This is a genomic window from Jiangella rhizosphaerae (assembly GCF_003579925.1).
In the GTDB taxonomy this organism is placed as follows: domain Bacteria; phylum Actinomycetota; class Actinomycetes; order Jiangellales; family Jiangellaceae; genus Jiangella; species Jiangella rhizosphaerae.
The window spans coordinates 56,493-81,332 of the sequence record NZ_QUAL01000053.1 but is presented as its reverse complement, the minus strand read 5'-3'; the positions used below and the strand labels follow the sequence as shown (position 1 = coordinate 81,332).

The window sequence follows — 24,840 nt, the reverse complement described above, 5'->3', positions numbered from 1 at the left end:
TGCGGCATGTACGTCACCGACGCGGGCCTGGTGCTGAGCCCGACGGACCTGGTCGGTCACCTGGAGTGCCCGCACCTCACCACGCTCAACCGCGAGGTCGCCGAGGGCCGCCGGCCGCGGCCGGCGGCGGACGACCCCGGCGCCGACGTCGTGCGGCGGCGCGGCGACGAGCACGAGGCCGCCGTGCTCGCCGAGATGAGCTCGGCGCACCGGGTGGTCGAGATCCCGCGCGGCATCGGCCCGGCCGACGCCGAGGACCGCACGCTCGCGGCCATGAAGGACGGCGCCGACCGCATCTTCCAGGCCACCTTCCACGACGGCCGGTGGCTGGGCTACGCCGACTTCCTCATCCGCAACGACGACCGCCCGTCCGGCCTCGGCTCGTGGTCGTACGACATCGCCGACACCAAGCTCGCCCGGCACGTCAAGGCGGCGGCGCTGCTGCAGATGGCCGTCTACGCCCAGCGGCTGGAAGTGCTGCAGGGCGTGCCGCCGCAGACGCTCACCGTCATCCTCGGCGACCGCCAGCAGGTCGCCGTGCCCTACGTCGACGTCGCGGCCTACGCGCGGCACGCCATGCGGCGGTACGGACAGTGGCTGGCCGACCCGCCCGAGACCTATCCGCTGCGGGTCGGCCACTGCGCCATCTGCCCGTGGAAGGCCACCTGCGCCCGGCAATGGCAGGACGACGACGACCTCGTGCTGGTCCCGTTCCTTCGGCGCGACCAGCGCGACGTGCTGCGCTCGGCCGGCATCGCCACGGTCGAGCGGCTGGCCGCTGCGGCGCCGGGCGAGCTCGACGCCGTCGGGCGCATCGGCCGGTCCACCAAGCGCAAGCTGGCGACCCAGGCCCGGCTCCAGGTCGGCGCGCGGTCGCGGGAGCTGCCGCCGTACGAGCTGATCACGCCCATCGAGGCGCGCCGTGGCCTGGCGCTGCTGCCCGAGCCCGACGACGGCGACCTCTTCCTCGACCTCGAGGGCGACCCGTTCTTCGGCGACCACGGCCTCGAGTACCTGTGGGGCGTGTCCGACGCGCGCGACGCGTTCACGTCCTGGTGGGCGCACGACCCACCCGCCGAGCGGCGGGCGTTCGAGCAGGTCGTCGACCACATCATGGCGGCGTGGCGGGCCCGGCCGGGCATGCACGTCTACCACTACGCGCCGTACGAGCCGAGCCGGCTCAAGGGGCTGTCGCAGCGCTACGGCACGCGCATCGACGAGGTCGACGCGCTGCTCCGGGGCGAGCGGCTGGTCGACCTCTACGCCGTCGTCAAGCAGGGGTTGCTCATCGGGACCGAGTCCTACTCCATCAAGGCGCTCGAGCGGTTCTACTCACCCGGCGGCCGGGCAGGCGCGGCCGTCAAGGACGCCGGGTCCAGCATCGTCGAGTACGAGCGCTGGCTGGCCGAGCGCGACCAACGGATTCTCGACGACATCGAGGCCTACAACCGCGACGACTGCGTCAGCACCCGGCAGCTGCGCGACTGGCTCGAGGACCGCCGGTCCGAGGCGCTGGCCGCCGGGCACGCCGTCCCCCGGCCCGACGACATCGGCGACGAGCAGGCCGAGCACCTCAAGGAGCGCGACCCCGAGCTGGTCGCCATCGAGGCGCGGCTGCTCGACGGCGTCCCGGCCGACCCCGCGTCCCGCACGCCGGCGCAGCAGGCCAACGCGCTGCTGGCCGGACTCCTGGAATGGCACCGGCGCGAGAACCGGGCCGAGTGGTGGGAGTACTTCCGGGTCCGAAGGCTGGCCGTCGACGAGCTGGTCGACGATCCCGCGACGCTCGGCGGCCTGCACGCGCCCGAGCTGCTGCGCACCGAGAAGCGGTCCGGCGTGTGGCGCTACGCCATCCCGCCGCAGGAGAGCCGGCTGCGCCCCGGCGACCAGTGCGGGCACGCCGGTCCCGACGGCGGCACCAGCAAGATCCTGCGGCTCGACCTCGAGAACGGCGTCGTCGAACTGAAGCGGGCGCTGGCCAAGGAGCAGCCGCACCCGGTCGCACTGCTGCCACCCGACCCCATCCCGGCCGGCGTGCAGGAGAAGGCGCTGGTCCGGGTCGGCGGCTGGGTCGCCGAGCACGGGTTCGAGGCCGACGGCCCGTTCCGCGGCGTACGCGACCTGCTGACCGGGCGGTCGCCGCGGCTGGCCGGCGGGGTCCCGCTGCGGCTGGCCGGCGAGTCCGGCTCCGACGCGCTGTGCCGGGTGGCGCCGGCGCTCGCCGGTTCGCTGCCGGTCCAGGGTCCGCCGGGGGCGGGTAAGACGTACGCCGGCTCGCGCGCCGTCGTCGAGCTGCTCCGCGCGGGCAGGACGGTCGGCATCACCGCGCTCAGCCACCGGGTCATCACGCACCTGCTCGAGGCTGTCCTCGAGGCCGCCGGCGACGACGAGCAGGGCGTGCTGTTCGGTGGGCCGCCGCTCGTGCGGGCGATCCAGAAGGCCGACGACGGCAACGCCAGCCGGCACCCGGCGGTCACCGTCACGACCTCCAACGACGACGTCGAGGCGGCCCTCGCGGCCGGCGCCGTCAACCTCGTGGCCGGCACCGGCTGGCTGTTCGCCCGCCCCGACGTCCACGTCGACGTGCTCGTGGTCGACGAGGCCGGCCAGTTCTCGCTGGCCAACACCGTCGCCGCCGGTGCCGCCGCCGACGCCGTCATCCTGCTCGGCGACCCTCGCCAGCTGCCGCAGCCGGTGAAGGGCAACCACCCCGACGGCGCCGGCGTCTCCGCGCTCGACCACGTGCTGGGCGAGCACGACACCGTCCCGCCGGAGCGCGGCCTGTTCCTCGACACCACCTGGCGCATGCACCCCGACGTCTGCGCGCCGGTGTCCGAGCTGTCCTACGACTCCCTGCTGGTGCCGCGGTCCGGCCTCGAGCGGCAGCTGATCGGCGGCGACGACGACCTCGCCGGCGCCGGCGTGCGCTGGGTGCCGGTCGAGCACACGGGCTGCTCGGTGCGCAGCGACGCCGAGGTCGCCGTGGTCGCCGAGCTGGTCGACTCGCTGGCCGGGCGCACCTGGACGGCGCCCGATGGTTCGTCGCGGCCGCTCGGGCCCGCCGACATCCTCGTGGTGGCGCCGTACAACGCGCAGGTCGGGCAGTTGCTCGGCGCGCTCGACGGCCGGGCTCGCGTCGGCACCGTCGACAAGTTCCAGGGCCAGGAGGCGCCGGTCGTCATCGTCTCGCTGACCACCTCGTCCGCGGCCGACGCACCTCGCGGCGTCGACTTCGTCGCCAACCGCAACCGCCTCAACGTCGCCGTGTCGCGGGCCCGGTCGCTGGCCGTGCTGGTCGGCAGCCCGGCCCTGCTGAGCGCGCCGGTACGCAGCCTCGACCAGGTCCAGGGCGTCAACACCCTGTGCCGCCTCGTCGAGTACGCCCGCGGCGTCCACGCGGCGAGACCTGGCGCCGGCGGCGCTGGCGACATCCCGGTCGTTGGCCGGACACGGCGCGATGGGGGCTGAAGCCCCCTCACGCAGCTTCAGCATCATGCCCGGAGGGTTGACGAGCGGATGGTCTCGCTCACACCGGCTACCATTCATACATGTGCAGTGTTCACTCAGTGGTGAAGGATGCGATTCCGTGAAGGGTCGAGTTCAGCTCACATCAGAGTCGCCCCCGTTCTATCGGGTGGCTCTCTCGACCATTCCTGAACTCGTTGTGACCACTGGAAGCGACGAGCGCATCGAACTGAATGGCGACGAACGCCGACTCACCATCCTGCCGCGACCGCCACGAACGTCGAACGGACCTGACGTCCAGGTGCTTCGGCCGGAGCCTGGAACGGTCGGCTTGGTCGTAGCCGCGAGTCTCAGTAACAAGGAGCGGGACCGCATCGAACAGGCCGGTCTCTCCTGGTGTGACGCACGGGGGGCTGCCCACTTCACCTGGCCTGGCCTCTACTTCCACGTGGACCACGGAACCCGGAGGGCCACCCGTCCGTCCCGAGTTCCGGAGCCCGGGCTTGGAGTAGCCAGCATCCGGGGTGTGCAGACTATGCTCGCGTCTCCGGAAGCGCCATGGTCCGTCTCCATCCTGGCGAAGGAGGCGGCGTTGTCCACCGGCCAAGCTCACAACGTACTGAAGATCCTGGAGCGGAATCGCCTAGTCCGGATTCAGGGTGTCGGCCCTAGGACGCGCAGGTACCTGCGTGATCGCGACGAGGCCCTGGAGTGGCTTGCGAGCGTTGAGCGAGGCCGCCGAAGGCCGGAGACAGCTGCGGGCTACCTGTACGCGCGTACGTTCGACGACCTCATCGATCGGTTCGTCCGGCGCGCCTCGGAGGCGAAAGTGACTTACGCACTCACGGCGAGCAGTGGCGCCATCGCGCTCGGTCACCCCGTACTCACCAATCCTCTGGTTCTGCAGGCGAGGGTAAGTCCTCTCGATGCCGGTCAAACATTGGGGGTACTCGGCCTGGAACGTCTCGACGCAGAAGAGGCCGGGAGAGGCATGAACCTGGAGCTCTGGACCGACTCCGGCGAACTGGGCACTTACCGCAGCGAGGACGCTGGTCGAGCGCGGGTCGCGCCACGAGTGCGGGTCTGGTTGGACATGGTCCGACAAGGCGGCCGCAACGCAGACGCTGCTGAGCTGTTCAAGGAGCAAGCCCTTTGACTGAGCCCGACGGCCGCCATCGCACGCAGTACGACCCGGCGTCAGCCGATCTCGTCCTCGCTCAGGCGGCAGATATCGTTCGCGCCACCGGGTTCGCCGCGCAGCACATGGTGCTCATTGGCGGACTGGTGCCAAGCTTGCTCGTGCCGGTGCTCGATCCCGGGATCGAACCGCACGTAGGCACCGCAGACGTTGACCTCTGCCTGAGTCTCGCACTCGTCGATGGCGATACGGGGACATACGAGCGAATCGAGACCGTCCTCAAGCGGATGGGGTTCGTGGCGGGTGAGACGTCCTTCCGCTGGGTCCGCCGAGGCGATTCTCCGATGGTCGTAGAGTTCTTCTGCCCCGCTGGACCTGAACGGCCTGCAGGAAGAATCTGGCGACCGAAGTCCGCAGAGAATCCCATCGGAAAGCAGAATCTCGGTGGGACGCTCTCGGCTCTGTCCCTGGACGCCGGCGCGATCTTGACCGACGACGTCGAGGTTGTCCGACGGGACATCATGCTGCCCGACGGGAAGGGTCGGGTCACGATCGAACTGCGTGTCACCGGCCCCGTTGCCTTCGTCGTGGCAAAGACCCAAGCACTTCTCAAACGTGACAAGCCGAAGGACGCATACGACATCGTCTGGTTGATCGAGAGCTGGCCGGATGGCCCCAGCGCGGCGGCGAAGGCGTTCGCCGAGAGGCCGGCGTTCGATGCACCCGAGACCGAAACCGCACTTGACGATCTTCGGGTTGCGTTCACCGACGTCGAGGCCATCGGCTCGCGTAGCTATGCCCGCTTCCTCGCTGTTGATCCGCACGAGCAAGCCGGTCTCGAACGGCGTGCAGTCGGTGCCATCGAAGAGTTTCTCGCCACGGTCGACCAGATTCGTCACCCCGGCTGAGGACTCGAGGCGACGAAGGCAGGCGTCCGGGCAGTGCTACTAGGCCGTTCGGCAGCAACGAGTGTTGTGGAGAGGCAGTCGATATGCGCATGGACACCGCCGTCACCGACCATCTGCTCAGCACCACGCGCGCGGTCCGGCGCAAGCTGGACCTCGACCGTGAGGTCGAGCCCGAGGTCATCACCGAGTGTCTGCGCCTGGCCGTGCAGGCGCCCACACCCGGGGCGGCGCAGAGCTGGCGCTGGCTGGTCGTCCGCGATCAGGAGCTGCGCAACCAGCTCGGCGCGATCTTCCGCGAGGTCGGCTCCGAGTACATGCGCCGCCGCCGCGAGGCGGCCGGCCCAGCCGCCGAGCAGCAGCCGATGAAGCGGATTCTCGAGTCCGGCCAGTACCTCGTCGACGTCATCGAGCGGGTGCCGGTGTTCGTCATCCCGTGCGTGCAGGGCCGTCCGCACGGCACCAACGCGGCCGACTCCGTGTTCTACGGCGGCATCTTCCCGGCCGTGTGGAGCTTCCAGCTGGCGCTGCGCTCGCGCGGGCTCGGCTCCACGCTCACGTCGTACCACCTGGTCAAGGAGGCCGAGGCGGCGCGCATCCTCGGCATCCCCGACGACGTCACGCAGGTCGGGCTGCTGCCCGTCGCCTACACGACCACGCAGGACTTCAAGCCCGGTACTCGCCAGCCGGTCGAGGAGCTCAGCTACCTCGACCGCTGGGGGTCGCCGCTCGTGCCCTGACGGTCACAGGGCGCTGCCCGTGGTGCGGGTGATGTGTGCGGGCACGTCGCCGTCGTGGTCGCCGGTGTTGACGGTGCCGGTGGGCTCGACCATGAGGATCGACGCGCCGGCGGCCGACGACGGGCGGTGCTGCGTCCCGCGGGGGACGACGAAGACGTCGCCGCGGTGCACCACGACCGCAGACTCCGCGCCGGTGGCGTCCCGCAGCGCGATCGTCAGCTCGCCGTCCAGCACCAGGAAGAACCCGTCGGTGTCGTCGTGCGCGTGCCAGACGAACTCGCCGGCCACCTTGGCGATGCGGACGTCGTAGTCGTTGACCCGCGTGACGATGCGCGGGCTCCAGAGGTCGTCGAACGAGGCGAGGGCGGCGTCGAGGCCGATCGGGGCGGAAGAGGTCATGCCGACAAGCCTCGGCCACGACGCCGCTCAACCGTGAGTGCCAGGAATGGCACATGTCGCAAGGATCCTCGCATCGAGTGGCCCTCGTGGCCGGGCCGGGCTCGAACCCGCTCGAGATGGCCATCGCGATGGAGCTGTTCGGCATCGCTCGCCCGGAGCTCGACGTCGACTGGTACGACCTCGTCGTCTGCTCGGCCGGCGACGAGCTGGAGGTTCGCGAGGGCCTGTTCACCATGCGCTGCCCCGGCACGCTGGACGACATCGCGGCGGCGGACACCGTCATCGCGCCGAACCGTCCCGACCCGGAGGCCGGTTTCGGCGCCGACACGCTCGACGCCCTGCGTGCGGCGGCGGCGCGTGGCGCGCGGATGGTCAGCTTCTGCACGGGCGCGTTCACTCTCGCCGAGGCCGGCGTGCTCGACGGTCACACCGTCACCACGCACTGGCGCTGGGCCGACCGCTTCCGCCGCCGCTACCCGGCCGTCGACCTGCGGCCGAACGTGTTGTTCGTCGACGACGGCCAGGTGCTGACGGCGGCCAGCAGCAGTTCATCGAGCGCCCGGTGTCGCGGCCGGACGAGGCGCCGTTGGCCGGGGTGCTCGAGTGGGCCTCCACCCACCTGGACCGCCCGCTCACCGTCGCCGAGCTCGCGAGCCGCGCGGCGATGAGCCCGAGCACGTTCCACCGCCGGTTCCTCGCCGAGACCGGCACCACCCCGCTGCGCTGGCTGCACCACGAGCGCATCGACCACGCCCGCTCACTGCTGGAGACCAGCGGCCTGGACGTCGCCGCGATCGCGCGGGCGGCCGGCTTCGGCACCGCGGCCAACCTGCGGCAGCACTTTCGCCGGCACACCGGGCTGACGCCGACGGCGTACCGGGCGGCGCACGCTGTCGGATAGCTGCCAGTGGCGGCAACCGGTCACGTGATCGTCACCGACCGGTCTTTACATCGTCCCTAACTGGTCTATATCGTTGCGCACCACAATGCACCGATATGGCCCGGATGGTGCGGGCCGTCGACGTGCTGACTTCGTGGTGAAGGGCGGTCACCATGCCAGTGCGGACCCTGCTCGCTCGCTCGTTCGCGGTGCTCCTGGCTCCGTTGCTGGCCGTGGGGGTGGTGCCGCCGACGGCGACGGCGTCCGGCTCACTCCCGGTGCGGACGGCAGTCACGAAGGCCGCCGACGCGACCGACGGCGTCCTCGCCGACCTGACCGCGGGCCTGCCGATCGACCCGTCGACGTTCGGTGCGGCGCCCAGCGACGCGCCGGACGCCGCCACCGCACCACCCACCGGCGTCGAGGACGCCGTCCGCACCGCAGCGGCGGACGGGGGCACCGTCCCGGTGATCATCAGGCTCCGCCAACAGCCGGATCTCGCCCGGGTCGCCGAGCAGGCCGACGCGGCCGCGACGGCGGCCGCCGCGCAGGCCCGCGCGAGCCTCCGCGGCAGCGGCACCGAGGCCGAGCGCGCGATCGCCGAGCGGGCCCGCATCGCCCGCACCGAGACCGTCGTCGCCGAGCTCCGGTACACGGCCGACGCCACCCAGCCGGAGGTGCTCGACCTGCTCGCCGACCGGGGCGCCACCTCCGTCACCCCGTACTGGATCTTCAACGGCGTCGCCGCCACGGTCGACGAGGAGACGCTCGACGCCCTCGCCGCCCACCCGGACGTCGCCGGCGTCGAGCTGGACGAGGAGATCACCCTCGAGGAGCCGATCGAGCCCGCCCCCAGTGAGCCCCTGCTGCCCAGCTGGAGCCTGGAGAAGATCCAGGCGCCCGACGTCTGGGGCGAGTACGGCGTGCGCGGCGAGGGCGTCGTCGTCGGGATCATGGACGGCGGCGCCGACGGCGGGCACCCGGCGCTGAGCGCCTCGTGGCGCGGCACCACCGGCGACCCCGCCACCAGCTGGTACGTCCCCACCGGCGAGAACTATCCGACTCCCGGGGACGGCAACGGCCACGGCACACACGTCACCGGCAGCATCGTCGGCTCCGCTCCCGGCGAGCTGACCGGCGTCGCGCCCGGCGCCACCTGGATCGCCGCGAAGATCTTCCGCGACTCCGGCAGCACCACCGAGTCGATCATCCACGACGGCTTCCAGTGGATGCTCGCGCCCGGCGGCGACCCGGCCGCGGCGCCGGACGTCGTGAACAACTCGTGGGGGTCCGACGCCGGCGGCGCGACGACGTTCTGGGCCGACGTCGCCGCATGGGAGGCCGCCGGCATCGTGCCGATCTTCGCCAACGGCAACAACGGCCCGGCGCCGGGCACGGTCGGTTCGCCGGCCAGCTTCCCGAACGCCATCGGCATCGGCGCGACCGACGTCAACGACGTGGTCGCGAGCTTCTCCAGCCGCGGCCCGGCGGTCTGGGACGGGCAGCGCCACCGCAAGCCGCAGGTCAGCGCGCCCGGCCACCAGATCCGCTCGACCTGGCCGCGGGACCTCCCGGACGGCGAGGACGGCTACCACACCATCTCCGGCACCTCGATGGCCGCGCCGCACGCCACGGGCGTCGTCGCGCTGATGCTGTCGGCGAACCCGGACCTCACCATCGACGACATCCGCGCGCTGCTCGAGGACACCGCGCGCACCGAGCCGCACATGGGCGACCTGCCCAACGACACCTACGGCGCCGGCATCGTCGACGCGTTCGCCGCCGTCACGCGGGCGGCGTACTCCGGCACCGTCGCCGGAACGGTCACCGACGACGACGGCGACCCGCTCGGCGACGTCACGGTCACCGCGGGCGACGCCACCACCACGACGGCCGGCGACGGCACGTACACGCTCCCGGTCGCGGCCGGCGACCACGAGCTGACGGCCGCCGCGTACGGCTACGTCACCGCCACCGCGGCCGTCTCCGTCGCGATCGGCGAGACGACGACGCTCGACCTCGCCCTCGACACCGCGGCGACCCACGACGTCACCGGCACCGTCACCGGACCCGGCGGCCCGGTCGGGCACGCCCGCGTCACGCTCGGCGGCACCCCGCTGGAGCCGGCGACCACCGGCGACGACGGCGGCTTCGCCTTCGACGACGTCGCCGCCGGCACGTACACCGTCCGGGTCACCGCGGCCGGGCACGAGCCGCACACCCGGGAGCTGACGCTCGACGGCGACGAGCGCCTCGACATCACGCTCGACGCCCTGGACCAGCCGAGCGACCCGGGCTGGACGCAGTACCAGAACAACGCCACCCGCAGCGGCATGAGCGGCGACGCGCTGGCGGCCGGCACGCTCCAGCCGAGCTGGACCGCCGCGGCCGGCAGCGCCGTGACCTTCGCCTCGCCGGTCATCGCCGGCGGCCGGGTGTTCCTCGGCTCCGACGCCGGACGGCTGGCGGCGTACGACGCGAGCAGCGGCGAGCGGCTGTGGTCGTTCCAGACCGGCGACGCACTGCGCGGCACGCCCGCCGTGGCCGGCGACCTGGTCGTCACCGGCGGCGGGCTGGACGGCGGACTGGTCGCGCTCGACGCGGCCACCGGTGCTCAGCGCTGGTCGGTCCCGACACCGGGCCGGCTCACCGTCTACACCGCGCCAAGCGTCGTCGACGGCGTCGTCTACGCGGCCACCGGCCCGACGCAGGACCGCGAGGACACGGTGTTCGCGCTGGACGCCGCCACGGGGAAGCAGCTCTGGGCCACCGACGTCGGCACCTCCGTCTTCGCCGGCCCAGCGGTCGCCGAGGGCCTGGCGATCGTCGGGAACGCCGACGACGGCGAGCTGATCGCGCTCGACGCGGCGACCGGCGCGGTCCGCTGGACGCTGACCCGCGAGAACGACTACTTCATCGGCGGCGCGAGCATCGTCGACGGCACGGTGTTCGTCCCGACGACGGACGGCGACGGCGGCGGCAGCCTGCTCGCCGTCGACGCCGCCACCGGCACGCTGCGCTGGGAGGCCGCGACGCACGGCGACGGCCAGGGCAGCACGCCGGCGGTCTACGGCGACCTGGTCATCGCCGGGTCGCACGGGCTCGGGCTGGTCGTGGCGTACGACCGTGAGACCGGCGACCGCGTCTGGCAGTACGCGGTGTCGGGCGCGGTCAGCGCGTCGGTCATGGTCACCGACGACGGGTTCGTCGTCGGCGGCTCGCAGCTGGACAACCGCCTCTGGGCGCTCGACGCCGCCACCGGCACGCCGGTCTGGGAGGCGCCGGCCGGCGGCAACGTGACGACCGCGCCTGCCTACGCCGGCGGCCTGCTGGTCAGCGCGGACGTACGCGGCAACGTCTTCGCGTTCCACCCGACCGGTACCATCGGCGGCACCGTCACCGGGCCGGGCGGGCCCGTCGCCGCGACCGTCCGGATCGAGGAGACCGGAGCCGAGATCACCGCCGACGCCGACACCGGCGCGTTCGAGCTCACCCAGCCGCCCGGCACGTACACCGTCACCATCGCGCACTACGGGCTCAGCACGCACACGGAGGTCGTCGACCTGTCCGCCGGCGCCGCCGTCACCGTCGACGCCGAGCTCACCGCGGTCGAGACCGGCGCCGTCGCCGGCACCGTCCGCGACGCGGCGGGCGCCCCGCTGGCCGGCGTCACCGTCACACTCGCCGGCACCCCGCTCGACCCGGTGACCACCGACGGCGGCGGCGCGTTCGCCTTCGACGGCGTGGCGGCCGGCACGTACACCGTCGAGGCCGAGCTGGCCGGCTATGTGCCGCTGCGCGAGCGGGTCACCGTCGCCGCCGGGCAGACCGCGACCGCGGACCTCGCCCTCACCGAGTACGACGTCGCCGTCGTCGGCGACGACCGCGGCCGCATCGTCGCCGTCCTCGAGGACCTCGGCTACGCCGCACAGGCCACCGACTACGCCGACGTCACCGCCCGGCCGGACGACTTCGAGGTCGTCGTGGCCAACGGCGCCGACGGCACCGAGCCCGGCGCGGCGGCCTTCCAGCAGTTCCTCGCCGCCACCGACGCGGCCGGCACCAGCGTCGTCTGGCTGGACCAGTGGTCGCTGGGCTGGGGCGCGATCAACCACCTCGTCGACTACACCGGCGACCCGCAGGCGGCGCCCGGCGACCTCGGCGGCGCCGGCCGCGTCTCGTTGCTGCCGACGGCGGAGCACCCGCTGACCGCGGGGCTGCCCCTGGGCGAACGGACCGAGATCCTGGTCGCCGGCTCGGCGTGGTCGGCGTTCGAGGGCTACTCCGGCGTGACCGTCGCCGAGCTGCACACCGACGAGACCGGCGCGGCCGGCGGCGGCATCGGCTACGCGCCGCGCGGTGTGGGCAGCGCGCACGTGCTGCTCGGCTCGCTGGCCGCTGCGGCCAGCTGGGGCGTTCCGGGCGACGACTGGCTGCCGCCCGCGTTCACCGTGCTCGACAACGCCGTGCGCTATGCCGCCGACGCGGAGTTCGGCGCGGTCACCGGCACCGTCACCGACGAGTCCGGCGTGCCGCTCGCGGGCGTCACCGTGGCCGCCGCCGGGCAGACCGCCACGACGGGCGGCGACGGCGGCTACCGGCTGCTGCTCGAACCCGGCGACCACACGGTCCGGTTCACCCGGGCCGGGAGCACGCCGGTCGAGCGGCCCCTGACCGTCGTCGCCGGCGGCACGCTCAGCGTCGACGCGACGCTCACCGGCTCCGGCCTCGGCGCGGTCCGCGGCACCGTCACCAGCGGCCGCGACGGCGCCGTGGTGGCGGGCGCGCAGGTCGGCCTCACCGGCACCGAGCTGACCGCCACCACGGACGAAGCCGGGACGTTCCGGCTCGCCGACGTGCCGGGCGGGACGTACGAGCTGCGGGTGTCGGCGCCCGGCCACTTCACCGCGACCGCCTCCGTCGACGTCGTGGCCGGTCAGGAGGCCGTCGCCGACGTCGAACTGGCGCCGGCGCCGCGGGTCGGCGTCATCGGCGACTACGCGAGCGACGGCATCGTCGCGCTGCTCACCGCCGCGGAGATCGCCGCCGAGCCGATCGCGTTCAGCGACGTCGCCCGGGTCGGCGAGTTCGACGTCGTCGTGTTCAACGATCCGCCGGATCCGGGTGCGGAGGTGTTCCTCGGCTTCCTCGACGCGATGGACGCCGCGCAGGTCAGTGGCATCTTCCCGGACGACCGGTTCAGCTCCGACGGCGGCGTCCGGCTGCTGCGCAAGTATCTGGGCGACCCGGCCGGCACGACGCCGGTCAGCGGCGAAGGGCTGGTCTCGCTCGCACCGACGCGGCCGGACCACCCGCTGTTCGCCGGGCTGCCGGGCCAGCCGGAGATCCTGCTGGCCGACCGGTACAGCACCGGGATCACCGGCTACTCCGGCGTCCCGCTGGCGCACACGATCACCGAGGAGGGCGGCGACCGCGGCGTCGGCGCCGCCTACACCGCGCGCACGCCGGGCAGCGTCCACCTGCTGCTGTCCGGCCTGGCCGCGACGCTGCTGCAGCACCCGGCCGAGGACTGGACCGACGACGGCCGCGCCCTCTACGTCAACGCGGTCCGCTGGGCCGCCGCGCCCGGCCTCGGCAGCGTCGAGGGAACCGTCACCGGGCTCGACGGTGTCCCGGTGCCGGCCACCGTCGAGGTCGCCGAGACCGGCCGGTCGGTCACCGCCGGAACGGACGGCGCCTACGTCGTCCCGCTGGAGGCCGGCGACTACACGGTGCGGATCAGCGCGTTCGGCTACAAGACCGTCGAGCACGACGTCACCGTCACCCGCAACGGCGCCACCACCCTGGACGTCGAGCTGACCCCGGCGGACACCGGGGCGATCCGCGGCCGGATCACCGGCGAGGCGGACATCAGCGGGCCGTCCGCGCTCGGCTCGCCGATCGCCGGCGCGACGGTGTCGCTGCTCGGCACCGCGCTGAGCACCACGACCGCCGAGGACGGCACCTACACGTTGTCGCTGGTCGAGCCGGGCGACTACGAGCTGGAAGTGGTCGCGGACGGCCACGTGCGCACCCGCGTGCCGGTCACCGTCACGATCGGCGGGCAGGCCGGCGGTGACGCCGAGCTGCGCTCGTCGCCGTCGGTCGGCGTGCTGGACGACCACCAAGGCCGGCTGGCCGGGTACCTGGCCTATTGGGGCTACGAGCCGCGCACCCTGACCTGGTCCGACACCGCCGCGGTCGGCGACCTCGACCTGGTGGTCGGGAACTTCGGCTCGTCCTCCGGATTCGACCCCGGCGCGGCCGGCTGGGCGGCGTTCGACGACGCCCTGACGCGGGCCAGCGTGCCGGCGATCTGGCTCGACCAGTTCGGCCGCGGCGCGTTCCGGTACCTGTCCGACTACGACGGCGACCCGGGCGTGGCCGGCGAGGGCCGCGACGACGGCGCCGTCACAGCCTCCGCCACGGAGCCCGGCCACCCGTTGCTGGCCGGGCTGCCCGCGACGTTCCCGCTGGTCGAGGACGACGCCGAGTACTCGTGGTTCGACGAGTTCAGCGGCACGACGATCGCGACCGTGGGTGCCGCGGACGGGTCCGGCGGCGGGCTGGCCGGCGTCCGGCACCGTGGTGCGCGGGCGGTCGACGTGCTGCTCGGCACGCTGTCGGTGAGCACGTACGGCTACCCGGCCCACGGCTCGCAGCCGGGGCTGGCGTGGACGCCGGAGGCGGAGCGGTTGCTGCGCAACGCGCTCGGCTACGCGCTGGACGCCGAGGGGCTCGGCGCGGAGGTGCGCGGCACGCTCACCGACACCGGCGGCACCGCGCTGACCGGCACCCTCACGGTGGTCGAGACCGGCGAGACGGTCCCCGCGCGGGCCGGCGACGGCAGCTTCGTCGTCGCCCTGACACCGGGCACGTGGACGCTGCGGGCGGAGAGCTTCGGGCACGTGACGGCGGAGGTCCCGGTCACGGTCAGCGCCGGCCAGGTGCTGACCCGGCCCATCCAGCTGGCCACTCGGCCGATGGGCACCGTCGCCGGCACGGTCGTCGGCCCGGACGGCGCGGCCGTGGGTGGCGCGCGGGTCGAGCTGCTCGGCACGCCGCTGTCCGCCACGACCGCCGCCGACGGTACGTTCAGCGTGCCCGGCGTGCCCGCCGACGCGTGGACGCTGCGGGTCACGGCGGCCGGGTTCCAGGCGTCGGAGCGGGCGGTCACGGTGCCGGCCGGGGCGACGGTGGACGTCGCCGTGCGGTTGCGGGCGTCGCTGCCGATCGCCGTCGTGAAGGACCTGTCGTCGTCGATCACCGGCCTGCTGCAGGGCGAGGGGTACGCCGTCGAGCAGGTCGGCGGCGCGCAGCTGGCCGGGCTGGCGGATCGGGTCGGCGACTTCCGGCTGATCGTGTTCAACGGCACGCTGCTGACGTCGGAGCGGGCGGCGTTCGGCCAGGTCGTCGCGGCGGCCGAGGCCGCGGGTGTGTCGGTGATCTACGCCGGGCAGTGGGGCGGGTACGCCGTCGGCGCGCTGTCGGACCTGCGCGGCGATCCGGCCGACGTCCAGTACGACTTCGTGCCCGAGGCGGTCGAGTACGTGCCGTCCGCCGCACACCCGATCTTCGCGGGGTACGCGGCCGGCGAGCCGATCCCGCTGCTGGTCAACCCCGGCGGCAACCAGCAGTACCTGACCTACTCCGGGTACAGCGGGACGACCGTCGGAACGCTCCGGTCGTCCGGCGGCACCGCGCTGGGCGACGCCGTCGGCTACCGGTTCACGTCGGCGAGCAGCGTCGAGATCCTGCTCGGCGGGCTCGCCGCGAGCACGTACGGCCGGCCCGGCGACCGGTGGACCGCGGCCGCGGCGGACATCTACCTCAACGCCGTCGCCTGGGCGACCGAGGCACGGCAGGCCCAGCTCACCGGCGTGGTGACGGCCGGCGGCGCCCCGGCCGGCGGCGCGACGGTGACGGCGGTCGAGGCCGCGGTGTCGACGACGACCGAGGCGGACGGCTCGTACGTGCTCGGGCTGACGGCCGGCACGCACACCGTCCGCGTCGAGGCGTTCGGCTACGCGCCGGCGACGCACACCGTCGAGATCCCGGCGTCCGGGACGGTCACGCTCGACGTCGATCTCGCGCCGCTGCCGAGGGGGAGCGTGGCGGGCACCGTCACCTCCACCGATGGCGAGCCGGTGGCCGGCGCCGTGGTCACCGGGACCGGGCCGGACGGCTGGACCGCGACCACCGACGAGGCCGGCGCCTACACCGCCGAGGGCCTGCTCGAGGGGACCTACGCCGTCACCGTGACGGCCGGCGGGCACCTGCCGGCGACGGCGTCGGTGACGGTCGCCGCCGACGCCACGGCCACGCTGGACGTGACGCTGGAGCCGCTGGACGTCGGCGTGCTCGGCGACGTGGGCGGTGCGGTGACCACGTTCCTGCGCGACGAGGGCGTGGCCGCCGCGCCGCTGGACTGGACGGTGGCGGCCGGGAACCTGGACGCCTACGAAGTGGTCGTCGTCAACGGCGGCGAGCCGGACCGGGCGACGTTCGAGGGCGTGCTGGCCGCGGCCGACGCCGCCGGGACCAGCCTGGTGTTCACCGGAACGTGGGGCGTGGACCAGGGCGGCGTCCGGCTGCTCGAGGCGTACACCGACCGGGTCGCCGTCGGGGCGCAGGGCTATGGCGAGGGTGCTGTGACGATGACGGGCTTCGACCCGGCGCACGAGCTGTTCGCCGGGCTGTCCGACCCGGCGATGCTGATCAGCGACGGCGGCTACTACAGCGCGCTGGCGTCGTATGCCGGGCGGCCGCTGGCGTCGCTCTCGTCGCCGGTGAGCGGGATCGCGGCCGGGTACGACTGGCGGACCGCCGGCAGCGTCGAGGTCGTACTGTCCGCGAGCGCCGTCACCGGTGCGGTCGGCCCGGGGCGGGGCTGGACGGAGGACGGCGAGCGGCTGCTGGTCAACGCCGTCGACTGGGCCCGCGACGCCACGCTCACCGCGCCGGGCGCGCCGTCGGTCACCGCGCCCGCGGTCACGGTGACCGCGACCGTGGAGGCGAGCGGCACCGCCGACTGGCCGTCGACGGTGACGGTGCTGGCCGGCGGTGACGCGGTCGCGACAGCGACGACGACGCCCGACGGGACGTGGCAGGCGGCCGTGCCGGTGACCGTCGGCGCGAACGAGCTCACCGCCGTCGCCGCCAACGCCGCGGGCGAGTCGGCCGCCTCGGACCCCGTCGCCGTCGAGCGGTGGGAGCCGGAGTGGACCGTCAGCGGGTCCGGCCGGGTCCGTCCCGTCACACTGGACCTCACGGGCCCGGCCGCCGGGGCGCCCGCCGACGCCGCCGTCCTCGTCGTCCACGACGCCACCGGCGCCGAGGTGGCGCGGCACGGCCTGCGCTGGGCCGGCGTCCGCTACCTGCATGTCCTGTCCGGCCTCGCCGGCGGCACGTACACGCTGAGCGCCGAGCTCGACGTCGACGGCCTGCCGCTCGTCGTGCCGGGTCCGGTCGTGACGGTTCCCGGTCCCTGAGCCGCGTCGGCGGCACGCATCCGGCCGCACGCTCACGCGAGGGGGCAGACATGGCACGGCAGGCGGGGTAGGAATGGAGACATGACTGCCGACAGAGAGCGTGCCGTGGTGTCCCAGGTCCCGACCGACCTGCTGATCGGCGGCGACTGGCGGGCCGCGTCGTCCGGCGAGCGGTTCGACGTCGAGGACCCGTCCACGGGCGAGGTCGTCGCCACCGTCGCCGACGCCACCGTCGACGACGGCCTGGCCGCGCTGGGAGCGGCGGCCGAGGCACAGGCCTCGTGGGCGTCCACGCCGCCACGCGAGCGCGGCGAGCTGCTGCGCCGCGCCTTCGAGGCCGTCGTCGAGCGCGCCGACGACCTCGCACTGCTGATGACGCTCGAGATGGGCAAGGCGGTCAAGGAATCCAGGGCCGAGATCCTCTACGCCGCGGAGTTCCTGCGCTGGTTCTCCGAGGAGGCCGTGCGCATCAGCGGCGGCTACTCCGTCGCGCCCGCGGGCGGCAGCCGGTTGCTCACCATGAAGCAGCCGGTCGGGCCGTCGTTCTTCATCACGCCGTGGAACTTCCCGATGGCCATGGGGACGCGCAAGATCGCCCCGGCCATCGCGGCCGGCTGCACCATGGTCGTCAAGCCGGCGCACGAGACGCCGCTGTCCATGCTGGCGCTCGCGCAGATCCTGCGCGAGGCAGGCCTCCCCGACGGCGTCCTCAACGTCATCCCGACCTCGTCCAGCGGGAAGGTCTCCGAGCCGATCATCCGCGACCCGCGGCTGCGCAAGCTCTCCTTCACCGGCTCCACCGCGGTCGGCCGCACGCTCATCGAGCAGTCCGCGCAGCAGGTGCTCCGCGTCTCGATGGAGCTGGGCGGCAACGCGCCGTTCCTGGTGTTCGAGGACGCCGACCTCGACGCCGCCGTCGACGGCGCCATGCTGGCCAAGATGCGCAACGTCGGCGAGGCGTGCACCGCGGCCAACCGCTTCCACGTCCACGAGTCCGTCGCCGCCGAGTTCACCGACCGGCTGGCCGAGCGCATGGCCGCCCTCCGCGTCGGCCGCGGCACCGACGACGGCGTCGACGTCGGCCCGCTGGTCAGCGCGAAGCAGCGCGGCACCGTCGAGGAGCTGGTCGCCGACGCCGTCGACCGCGGCGCGAAGGTGGTCACCGGGGGCGGCCGCACCGGCGACGCCGGCTACTTCTACCAGCCCACCGTGCTCGCCTCCGTGCCCGACGACGCCCGGCTGCTGACCGAGGAGATCTTCGGCCCGGTCGCGCCCGTCGCCACGTTCCGCACCGACGACGAGGCCGTCGCGCGCGCCAACGCCACCGAGTACGGCCTGGTCGCCTACGTGTTCACGCGCGATCTGCAGCGGGCCCTGCGCGTGAGCGAGGGCATCGAGGCCGGCATGGTCGGCCTCAACGCCGGCATCGTCTCGAACCCGGCCGCGCCGTTCGGCGGCGTCAAGGCCAGCGGCTTCGGCCGCGAGGGCGGCGCCGAGGGGATCGAGGAGTATCTCGAGACCAAGTACGTCGCGATCAGCCTTCCCTGAGCTCCGCGGCCGGGACTACGTTGCCGTAGGTGCGACACGACCACCACGGCCGGACTCACCGGCTGGAGCTCGACGACCAGACGCTGCGCGAATGGGACTGCACGGTCCTCGCCAGCGATCCGGAGGACGGCATCGTCCTCGACCGGTCCGCCTTCTACCCGGGCGGCGGCGGCCAGCCGCCGGACCACGGCGTGCTGATCTGGGGCGGCGTCCAGACCCGCATCGTCGGCGTCCGCCCGCGCGACGACCTGTGGCTCGTCCCCGACCCGGACGACCCGCTGCCGCCGGTCGGCACGCAGGTCCGCGGCGCCCTCGACGACGCCCGGCGCAGCCTGCTCATGCGCACGCACTCCGGGCTGCACGTCCTCTGCGGCGTCATGGCCCGCGACTTCGGCGTGCCGGTGACCGGCGGCAACATGGAGCCCGGCCAGGCCCGCCTCGACTTCGACCTCGCCGAGGTGCCGGCCGGGTTCAAGGACAGCCTCACCGAGAAGCTCAACGCCGAGGTGGCCGCCGACCGCGTCATCGACGTCCGCGTGCTGCCGCGCGCCGACGCCTACGCCCTCGGCCCCATCGTCAAGACGGCGACCGACCTGCTGCCGCCGGACCTCCAGGACATCCGCCTGGTCGACATCCGTGGCCTCGACCTGCAGGCCGACGGCGGCACCCACGTCGCCTCGACGAGGCAGATCGGCCGCATCGAGGTGGCCAAGGTCGAGAACAAGGGCCGCGGTTTCCGCCGCATCCGCCTCAAGCTCGTCGACTGAGTTGTCACCGACACATGTGTCGGTGACAAAATCGTCACTGACAAGTCTGTCGGTTACGATGCGACCATGGCCTTCGTGAACCGCCGTATGGAGCTGGCGGAACTCGAGCGCTGGTGGCAGCGCGATCGCCCCCGGCCGGCCCTGGTCTGGGGCCGCCGCCGGGTCGGGAAGACAGCGCTGCTGCAGAGGTTCGCCTCGGACCGTCGCTCGGTCTTCCACCTCGGCTCCGGCCGGACGGAGGCCGGCGAGCTCGCGCAGCTCTCCCGCAAGGTCGCCAGCGCGCTTCCCAGCACGCTCCGCGACCTGGCGACGAGTCCGTTCCGTAGCTGGGAGGAGGCCTTCGAGCACCTGGCCCAGCAGGCGCGGCAGGAACCACTCCTGCTCGTACTGGACGAGTTCCCCGAGATGATGGCGAAGTCCCCCGAGCTGCCTGGCGTGCTCCGGGCGTTCCTCGATCTCTCCGCGGGGCAGACCCAGTTGCGCATCCTGCTGTGCGGCTCCGCGATGCGCACCATGCGGGCGATCCAGGAGGAGTGGGCGCCGCTCTACGGCCGCTTCGACCTGGCGCTCCAGGTGCATCCGTTCCGGCCGCACGAGGCCGCCGAGATGCTGCCGGGCCTGCCCCCGGCGGAGCGGGCCATCGCCTACGGACTGCTCGGCGGGATGCCGCTCTACCTTTCCTGGTGGGACCAGCTGGCCACGGTGGACGACAACCTCGCGGCGCTCGCCGGCACGTCGTCCGCACCGATCCTGCTGGAGGGCGACCTGGTCCTCGCGACCGAGAGCCGCGAGGGCGACCAGGTGGCCGACGTGCTGCGCGCCATCGCCGAAGGCCGGACGAAGCACCAGGAGATCGCAGACGCTATAGGCACCGACCCGAGCCGGACCCTGCGCGACCTGCAGGAGCTGCGACTCGTCGAACGGTTGCAGCCGGTCACCGAGGCGGCGCGATCCCGGCGGCGGATCTACCGCATCACCGACAACCTCGTGGCGTTCTATCTCGGTGTGCTCGGCCGGTACCGCGACGAGATCAACCGAGGGCTGGGCCCGACCATCCTGGGTGCGGTCCGGGCCGGCCTCGACGATCACCTCGGCCGGCCCTGGGCGGACGCGTTTCGTGAGCACCTGCGGCGGCGCGCGGCGGAGATCCATGCCGAGACGGTGGCGGTGGGCCCGTGGTGGCGCCTCGGCGGTCAGGACGAGATCGACGCCGTCGTCCTGGCCGGCCGCGACCGACGGCCGGTGCTCGTGGGCGAGGCGAAGTGGGCGCGCACGGTCAACGGCGGCCGCGAGGTGGCGAGGCTCGCCGCGAAGGCCGCCGCCCTCGGCGACGTCGGCGACCTGCGGTTCGCCGTGTGCGCTCGGGACCAGGTGACCGACGCGCCGCCCGGAACGCTCGTGGTCACCGCCGGCGACGTGTTCGGCTGACCGCTCACTCGCCGACGGCGCCGTCGATGGCCTCGCGGAGGAGATCGAGGTGGCCGCAGTGCCGCCCGGTCTCCTCGATCATGTGGACGACGGCGTAGCGCAGGTCGAAGTCCATGCCCTCGCCACGCGCGACGTCGTCGAGGGAGTAGGCGGCGATGACCTCGTTGGACCGGGCGCACTCGGCGAGGTACGTGCGGACGACGGAGGCCAGCGTCTCGCCGGGCTCGAGGTCGAATCCCCCGGCGTCGTGCTCGCCCCAGGGCTCGGGAACGTCGGGCAGGGCGGCGAAGTCGAGCGCGAACCACCACCGCTCCACGCACATGAGGTGGCGGACGATGCCGGCCGGGGTGAGCGTGCTCGGCGGGACGGGGGCCGTGGTGGCCTGCGCGGTGCTCAGGCCGGCGACCTTGTTCACGACGGTCTCGCGCAGGAAGTCCAGCCGCAGCACCAGCGCGTCCTTCTCGGCGGCCCGCAGCGGCGGCTCGACCCGCGTGAGCGGCACCACCGCGTCGACGTCGGTCATGGGCCTCACCCCCTGTGCGTCAGACCGTAGCTGATCAAGGGTCGCACGGCATCGACACGGCGCCACGGAACACGCGATTTGAAGAACTCTTCAATTTCGCAGATGATGCATTCATGCCGGTCCCGTTGCACCACGCCAAGGCGGAGTTCTTCCGCATGCTCGGTCACCCGGTCCGCATCCGGGTTCTCGAGCTGCTCCAGGACGGCCCGGTGCCGGTGCGTGAGCTGCTCGAGCAGATCGAGGTCGAGCCGTCGAACCTGTCCCAGCAGCTGGCCGTCCTCCGCCGCTCGGGCATCGTGACCTCCACCCGCGAGGGGTCCACTGTCGTCTACGCGATGGCCGGGCCGGACGTCGCCGACCTGCTGCGCGCGGCCCGCCGCATCTTGACCGAGCTGCTCGCGGGGCAGCGCGAGCTGCTGCAGGAGCTGGAAGAGGAAGCCGCCGCCGCCCGATGAGCCGGGCCTGGCTCCGGCTGCGGTCCGTCCTGCCCACCCGCGCTGACGTCGCGAGCATGCGCCGGCGGCCCCGCCGCGACCTGCTGGCCGGCGCGACCGTCGCGATCGTGGCGCTGCCCCTCGCCCTCGGGTTCGGCATCTCGTCCGGGCTCGGAGCAGCCGCCGGCATCGCGACCGCGGTGGTGGCGGGTGCGGTCGCGGCGCTGTGCGGCGGCTCCAACCTGCAGGTCTCCGGGCCCACCGGAGCCATGACGGTGGTGCTGGTGCCGATCGTGCACCAGCACGGCGCCGACGGCGTGCTGATGGTCGGCCTGTTGGCCGGACTGCTGCTCATGGTCCTGGCGGCCGGCCGGGCCGGCCGCTACATGGCGTACGTGCCGGCGCCCGTCGTCGAGGGCTTCACCATCGGCATCGCGGGCGTCATCGCGCTGCAGCAGGTGCCGGCCGCACTGGGGGTGCCGGTGCCCGACGGCGACCGCGTCGTGCTCGTGGCGGTCCAGGCGGTCCGCGACTTCGCGGCCGCGCCGGACTGGGTCGCGGTAGGGCTGGCCACCGGCGTCGCCGCGCTCATGCTCGCCGGCGCGCGCTGGCGGCCGTCCGTTCCGTTCTCGCTCCTCGCGGTTGCCGCCGCCACCGGCATCGCCGAGCTGGCCCGGTTCGACGTCGCCCGCATCGGCGCGTTGCCGGCCGGGCTGCCGGCGCCGTCGCTGGGCTTCGTCGACCTCGCGGCGCTGCCCGACCTGCTCGCCCCGGCCGTCGCGGTCGCGGCGCTGGCCGCGCTGGAGTCACTGCTGTCGGCCACGGTCGCCGACGGCATGAGCGTCGGCCAGCGGCACGACCCGGACAAGGAGTTGTTCGGCCAGGGCCTCGCCAACGTCGCGGCCCCGCTGTTCGGCGGCGTTCCGGCCACGGCCGCCATCGCCCGGACCGCGGTGAACGTGCGCTCCGGCGCGGTGTCGCGGCTGGCCGCGCTGTCGCACGCGGTGATCCTCGCCGTCGTGGTCGCCGCGGCCGCGTCTGTGGTCGGCCGGATCCCGCTGGCCGCCCTGGCCGGGGTGCTGCTGGCGACCGCGGCCCGCATGGTCGAGGTGGGGTCGGTACGGGCGATGCTGCACGCCACTCGCTCCGACGCGGTCGTCCTGGTGCTGACCGCGGCCGCCACCCTGGTGCTCGACCTCGTGCAGGCCGTCATCCTCGGCCTGGTGGTGGCGGGTGCGCTCGCGCTGCGCGCCGTCGCCCGCAACGTCCGGCTCGACGAGGTCCCGCTGTACGACGACATCCCCGCGGGCCACGGCGAGGAGGAACGGGCGCTGCTCACATCGCATGTCGTCGCGTACCGGCTGGACGGACCGCTGTTCTTCGCCGCCGCCCACCGCTTCCTGCTGGAGCTGTCCGAGGTCGCCGACGTGCGCGTGGTGATCCTCCGGATGTCGCGGGTGACGACGATCGACGCCACCGGCGCACTGGTGCTCAAGGACGCCATCGAACGCCTGGAGCGCCGTCACGCCGTCGTCGTGGTGTCAGGCCTGCGCGGTGGCCATGCTCGGCCGCTGGACCGGCTGGGCGTCATCTCGAGGCTGCGCGACCAGGGCCGGGTGTTCGCGACGACGCCCGAGGCGATCGGGTACGCGCACGGCCTGCTGGCGGCGGGTCAGAGCAGCCGGTAGGCCTTGCAGGCGTCGGTGAGGTCGCTCACCGACGTGAACAGGTGCGCCCGCATGCCCACCGCCCCCGCCCCGCGCACGTTGGCCGCGGAGTCGTCGAGGAACAGGACGGACGACCGCGAGACGCCGAGAACGCGCAGCACGTGCATGAAGATCCGCAGGTCGGGTTTGGCCACGCCGATCTCCGCGGAGTTGAACACGTGGTCGAAGTCGTCGGCGATGCGCAGTTCGGCCAGTTCGGCGGCGATGCGGTCGGTGCCGTTGGTCAGCAGCCCGACCCGGACGCCGGCCACCCGCAGCCGGCGCACGAGGCCGAGCACCTCGCGGTCGACGGACGGGCGCTGGGTCGCCCACGCGGTGGCGGCGACCGGGCCGACGGTCTCGGCGACGTGGTCGACCCACTGCGCGCGGGTGATGCCGCCGGTGACGACCGACTGGAGCAGCCGCGGCTCGAACGCCGTCTCGTGCAGTTTGCCCGGCGGCAGTCCGCAGCGCTTCTCGATCGCCTCCGTCGCCGCGGGGTCGAAGTGGCGCACCACGCCGTCGAGGTCGAGCAGGAGGACGTCGATCAGACCCATGAGGACGAATCGTGCCAGGAACGATCATCCGGCGACAGCCGGACACCTCGACGCGTCAAAAACAGTCACATCGCCAGGTCGAGATTGGCCCGCCCGTCGAGCGGCGACGACGCCAGCGCGTCCTCGCGGCGCGGGATCCGTCCGGCGAGGTGGGCGTCGCGCCCCGCCTCGACCGCCAGCCGCATCGCCCGGGCCATCCGGACCGGGTCGGCGGCGCGCGTGACCGCGGTGGCGAGCAGCACGCCGTCGCAGCCGAGCTCCATGGCCAGCGCGGCGTCGGACGCGGTGCCGATGCCGGCGTCGAGGATCACCGGCACCGGCGCGTCGGCGACGATCGCGGCGATGTTGCGCGGGTTGAGGATGCCCAGACCGGTGCCGATGGGCGCGCCCAGCGGCATCACCGCGGCGCAGCCGGCGTCGGCGAGCTTGCGCGCGAGGATGGGGTCGTCGTTGGTGTACGGCAGCACGGTGAAGCCGTCGTCGACCAGCTGCCGGGCCGCCGACACCAGCTCCACCGGGTCGGGCAGCAGCGTGACGTCGTCGGCGACGACCTCCAGCTTCACCCAGTCGGTCTCGCACGCCTCGCGGCCCAGCTTCGCCGTCAGCACCGCCTCGGCGGCGGAGAAGCAGCCGGCGGTGTTCGGCAGCGCCCGGATGCCGTTGCGCTGCAGCAGCTCCCAGACCGACCCCTCGCCACCGGCCTGCACCCGGCGCAGCGCGACCGTCGTCAGCTCCGTCCCGGACTCCAGCAGCGCCGCCTCCAGCCCGAGCAGGCTGGGCGCGCCGCCGGTGCCCATGATGAGCCGCGACGACAGCTCGACGCCGGCGATGACGAGGGGATCGTCGGTGGACATCTCAG

At 73.5% G+C, this 24,840-nt stretch carries 16 protein-coding genes; 12 read left to right on the top strand and 4 right to left on the bottom strand.

Features of this window, described 5'->3' with window-relative positions; all coding sequences use genetic code 11:
- Positions 1–6: 6 nt before the first annotated feature.
- From DY240_RS06460 to DY240_RS06445, 4 genes are all read left to right on the top strand, one after another.
- Positions 7–3,468, top strand: a complete 3,462-nt coding sequence (locus tag DY240_RS06460; protein ID WP_119659128.1) for a TM0106 family RecB-like putative nuclease — start codon at positions 7–9, stop codon at positions 3,466–3,468.
- A gap of 118 nt (positions 3,469–3,586) precedes the next feature.
- Complete coding sequence (locus tag DY240_RS31715; RefSeq protein ID WP_158602760.1) at positions 3,587–4,621, top strand: hypothetical protein; 1,035 nt, start codon at positions 3,587–3,589, stop codon at positions 4,619–4,621.
- The gene (locus DY240_RS06450) at positions 4,618–5,511 is read left to right on the top strand and encodes a nucleotidyl transferase AbiEii/AbiGii toxin family protein (protein WP_119659126.1); all 894 of its coding nucleotides are present in this window, start codon (positions 4,618–4,620) and stop codon (positions 5,509–5,511) included. Before DY240_RS31715 ends, DY240_RS06450 begins: the two co-directional genes overlap by 4 nt.
- 89 nt (positions 5,512–5,600) lie before the next feature.
- Positions 5,601–6,248 (top strand): nitroreductase family protein, encoded by a 648-nt coding sequence (locus tag DY240_RS06445; RefSeq protein ID WP_119659125.1) that lies wholly within the window; start codon positions 5,601–5,603, stop codon positions 6,246–6,248.
- A gap of 3 nt (positions 6,249–6,251) precedes the next feature.
- On the opposite strand, the gene DY240_RS06440 is transcribed toward DY240_RS06445, so the two are convergent.
- A complete protein-coding gene (locus DY240_RS06440) occupies positions 6,252–6,647 on the bottom strand; it encodes a cupin domain-containing protein (protein WP_119659124.1) in 396 nt (131 codons plus the stop codon).
- 77 nt (positions 6,648–6,724) lie between these two features.
- Here DY240_RS06440 and DY240_RS06435 point away from each other — a divergent pair, with 77 nt between their 5' ends.
- From DY240_RS06435 to DY240_RS06415, 6 genes are all read left to right on the top strand, one after another.
- The gene (locus tag DY240_RS06435) at positions 6,725–7,315 is read left to right on the top strand and encodes a DJ-1/PfpI family protein (RefSeq protein ID WP_199700944.1); all 591 of its coding nucleotides are present in this window, start codon (positions 6,725–6,727) and stop codon (positions 7,313–7,315) included.
- Positions 7,312–7,548 carry a helix-turn-helix domain-containing protein gene (locus DY240_RS32740; protein ID WP_199700939.1) on the top strand — a complete coding sequence of 79 codons (237 nt, stop codon included), beginning with the start codon at positions 7,312–7,314 and terminating at the stop codon, positions 7,546–7,548. The genes DY240_RS06435 and DY240_RS32740 overlap by 4 nt, the downstream gene beginning before the upstream one ends.
- Positions 7,549–7,700: 152 nt before the next feature.
- Positions 7,701–17,018 carry a carboxypeptidase regulatory-like domain-containing protein gene (locus tag DY240_RS06430; RefSeq protein ID WP_147375212.1) on the top strand — a complete coding sequence of 3,106 codons (9,318 nt, stop codon included), beginning with the start codon at positions 7,701–7,703 and terminating at the stop codon, positions 17,016–17,018.
- 81 nt (positions 17,019–17,099) lie between these two features.
- A complete protein-coding gene (locus DY240_RS06425) occupies positions 17,100–18,566 on the top strand; it encodes an NAD-dependent succinate-semialdehyde dehydrogenase (protein ID WP_119659122.1) in 1,467 nt (488 codons plus the stop codon).
- Positions 18,567–18,595: 29 nt separating this feature from the next.
- Entirely contained in the window at positions 18,596–19,333 is a 738-nt protein-coding gene (locus tag DY240_RS06420; RefSeq protein ID WP_119659121.1) for an alanyl-tRNA editing protein, read from the top strand.
- 66 nt (positions 19,334–19,399) lie between these two features.
- On the top strand, positions 19,400–20,761 hold the full coding sequence (locus DY240_RS06415; protein ID WP_119659120.1) for an ATP-binding protein: 1,362 nt from the start codon (positions 19,400–19,402) through the stop codon (positions 20,759–20,761).
- Between the two features lie 4 nt (positions 20,762–20,765).
- Here the strand turns inward: DY240_RS06415 and DY240_RS06410 are convergent, their stop codons facing one another.
- Complete coding sequence (locus tag DY240_RS06410; RefSeq protein WP_119659119.1) at positions 20,766–21,284, bottom strand: DinB family protein; 519 nt, start codon at positions 21,282–21,284, stop codon at positions 20,766–20,768.
- A 113-nt stretch (positions 21,285–21,397) separates the two neighbouring features.
- Between DY240_RS06410 and DY240_RS06405 the strand changes: the two genes are divergently transcribed.
- A complete protein-coding gene (locus DY240_RS06405; RefSeq protein ID WP_119659118.1) occupies positions 21,398–21,739 on the top strand; it encodes an ArsR/SmtB family transcription factor in 342 nt (113 codons plus the stop codon).
- Entirely contained in the window at positions 21,736–23,406 is a 1,671-nt protein-coding gene (locus tag DY240_RS06400) for a SulP family inorganic anion transporter (RefSeq protein WP_119659117.1), read from the top strand. Before DY240_RS06405 ends, DY240_RS06400 begins: the two co-directional genes overlap by 4 nt.
- Here DY240_RS06400 and DY240_RS06395 read toward each other — a convergent pair.
- Together DY240_RS06395 and DY240_RS06390 are read right to left on the bottom strand one after the other, a co-directional pair.
- The gene (locus DY240_RS06395) at positions 23,391–23,981 is read right to left on the bottom strand and encodes an HAD-IA family hydrolase (protein WP_119659116.1); all 591 of its coding nucleotides are present in this window, start codon (positions 23,979–23,981) and stop codon (positions 23,391–23,393) included. The two genes, DY240_RS06400 and DY240_RS06395, sit on opposite strands and share 16 nt — an antisense overlap.
- Positions 23,982–24,046: 65 nt before the next feature.
- Positions 24,047–24,835, bottom strand: a complete 789-nt coding sequence (locus tag DY240_RS06390) for a thiazole synthase (protein ID WP_119659115.1) — start codon at positions 24,833–24,835, stop codon at positions 24,047–24,049.
- Positions 24,836–24,840: the final 5 nt, after the last annotated feature.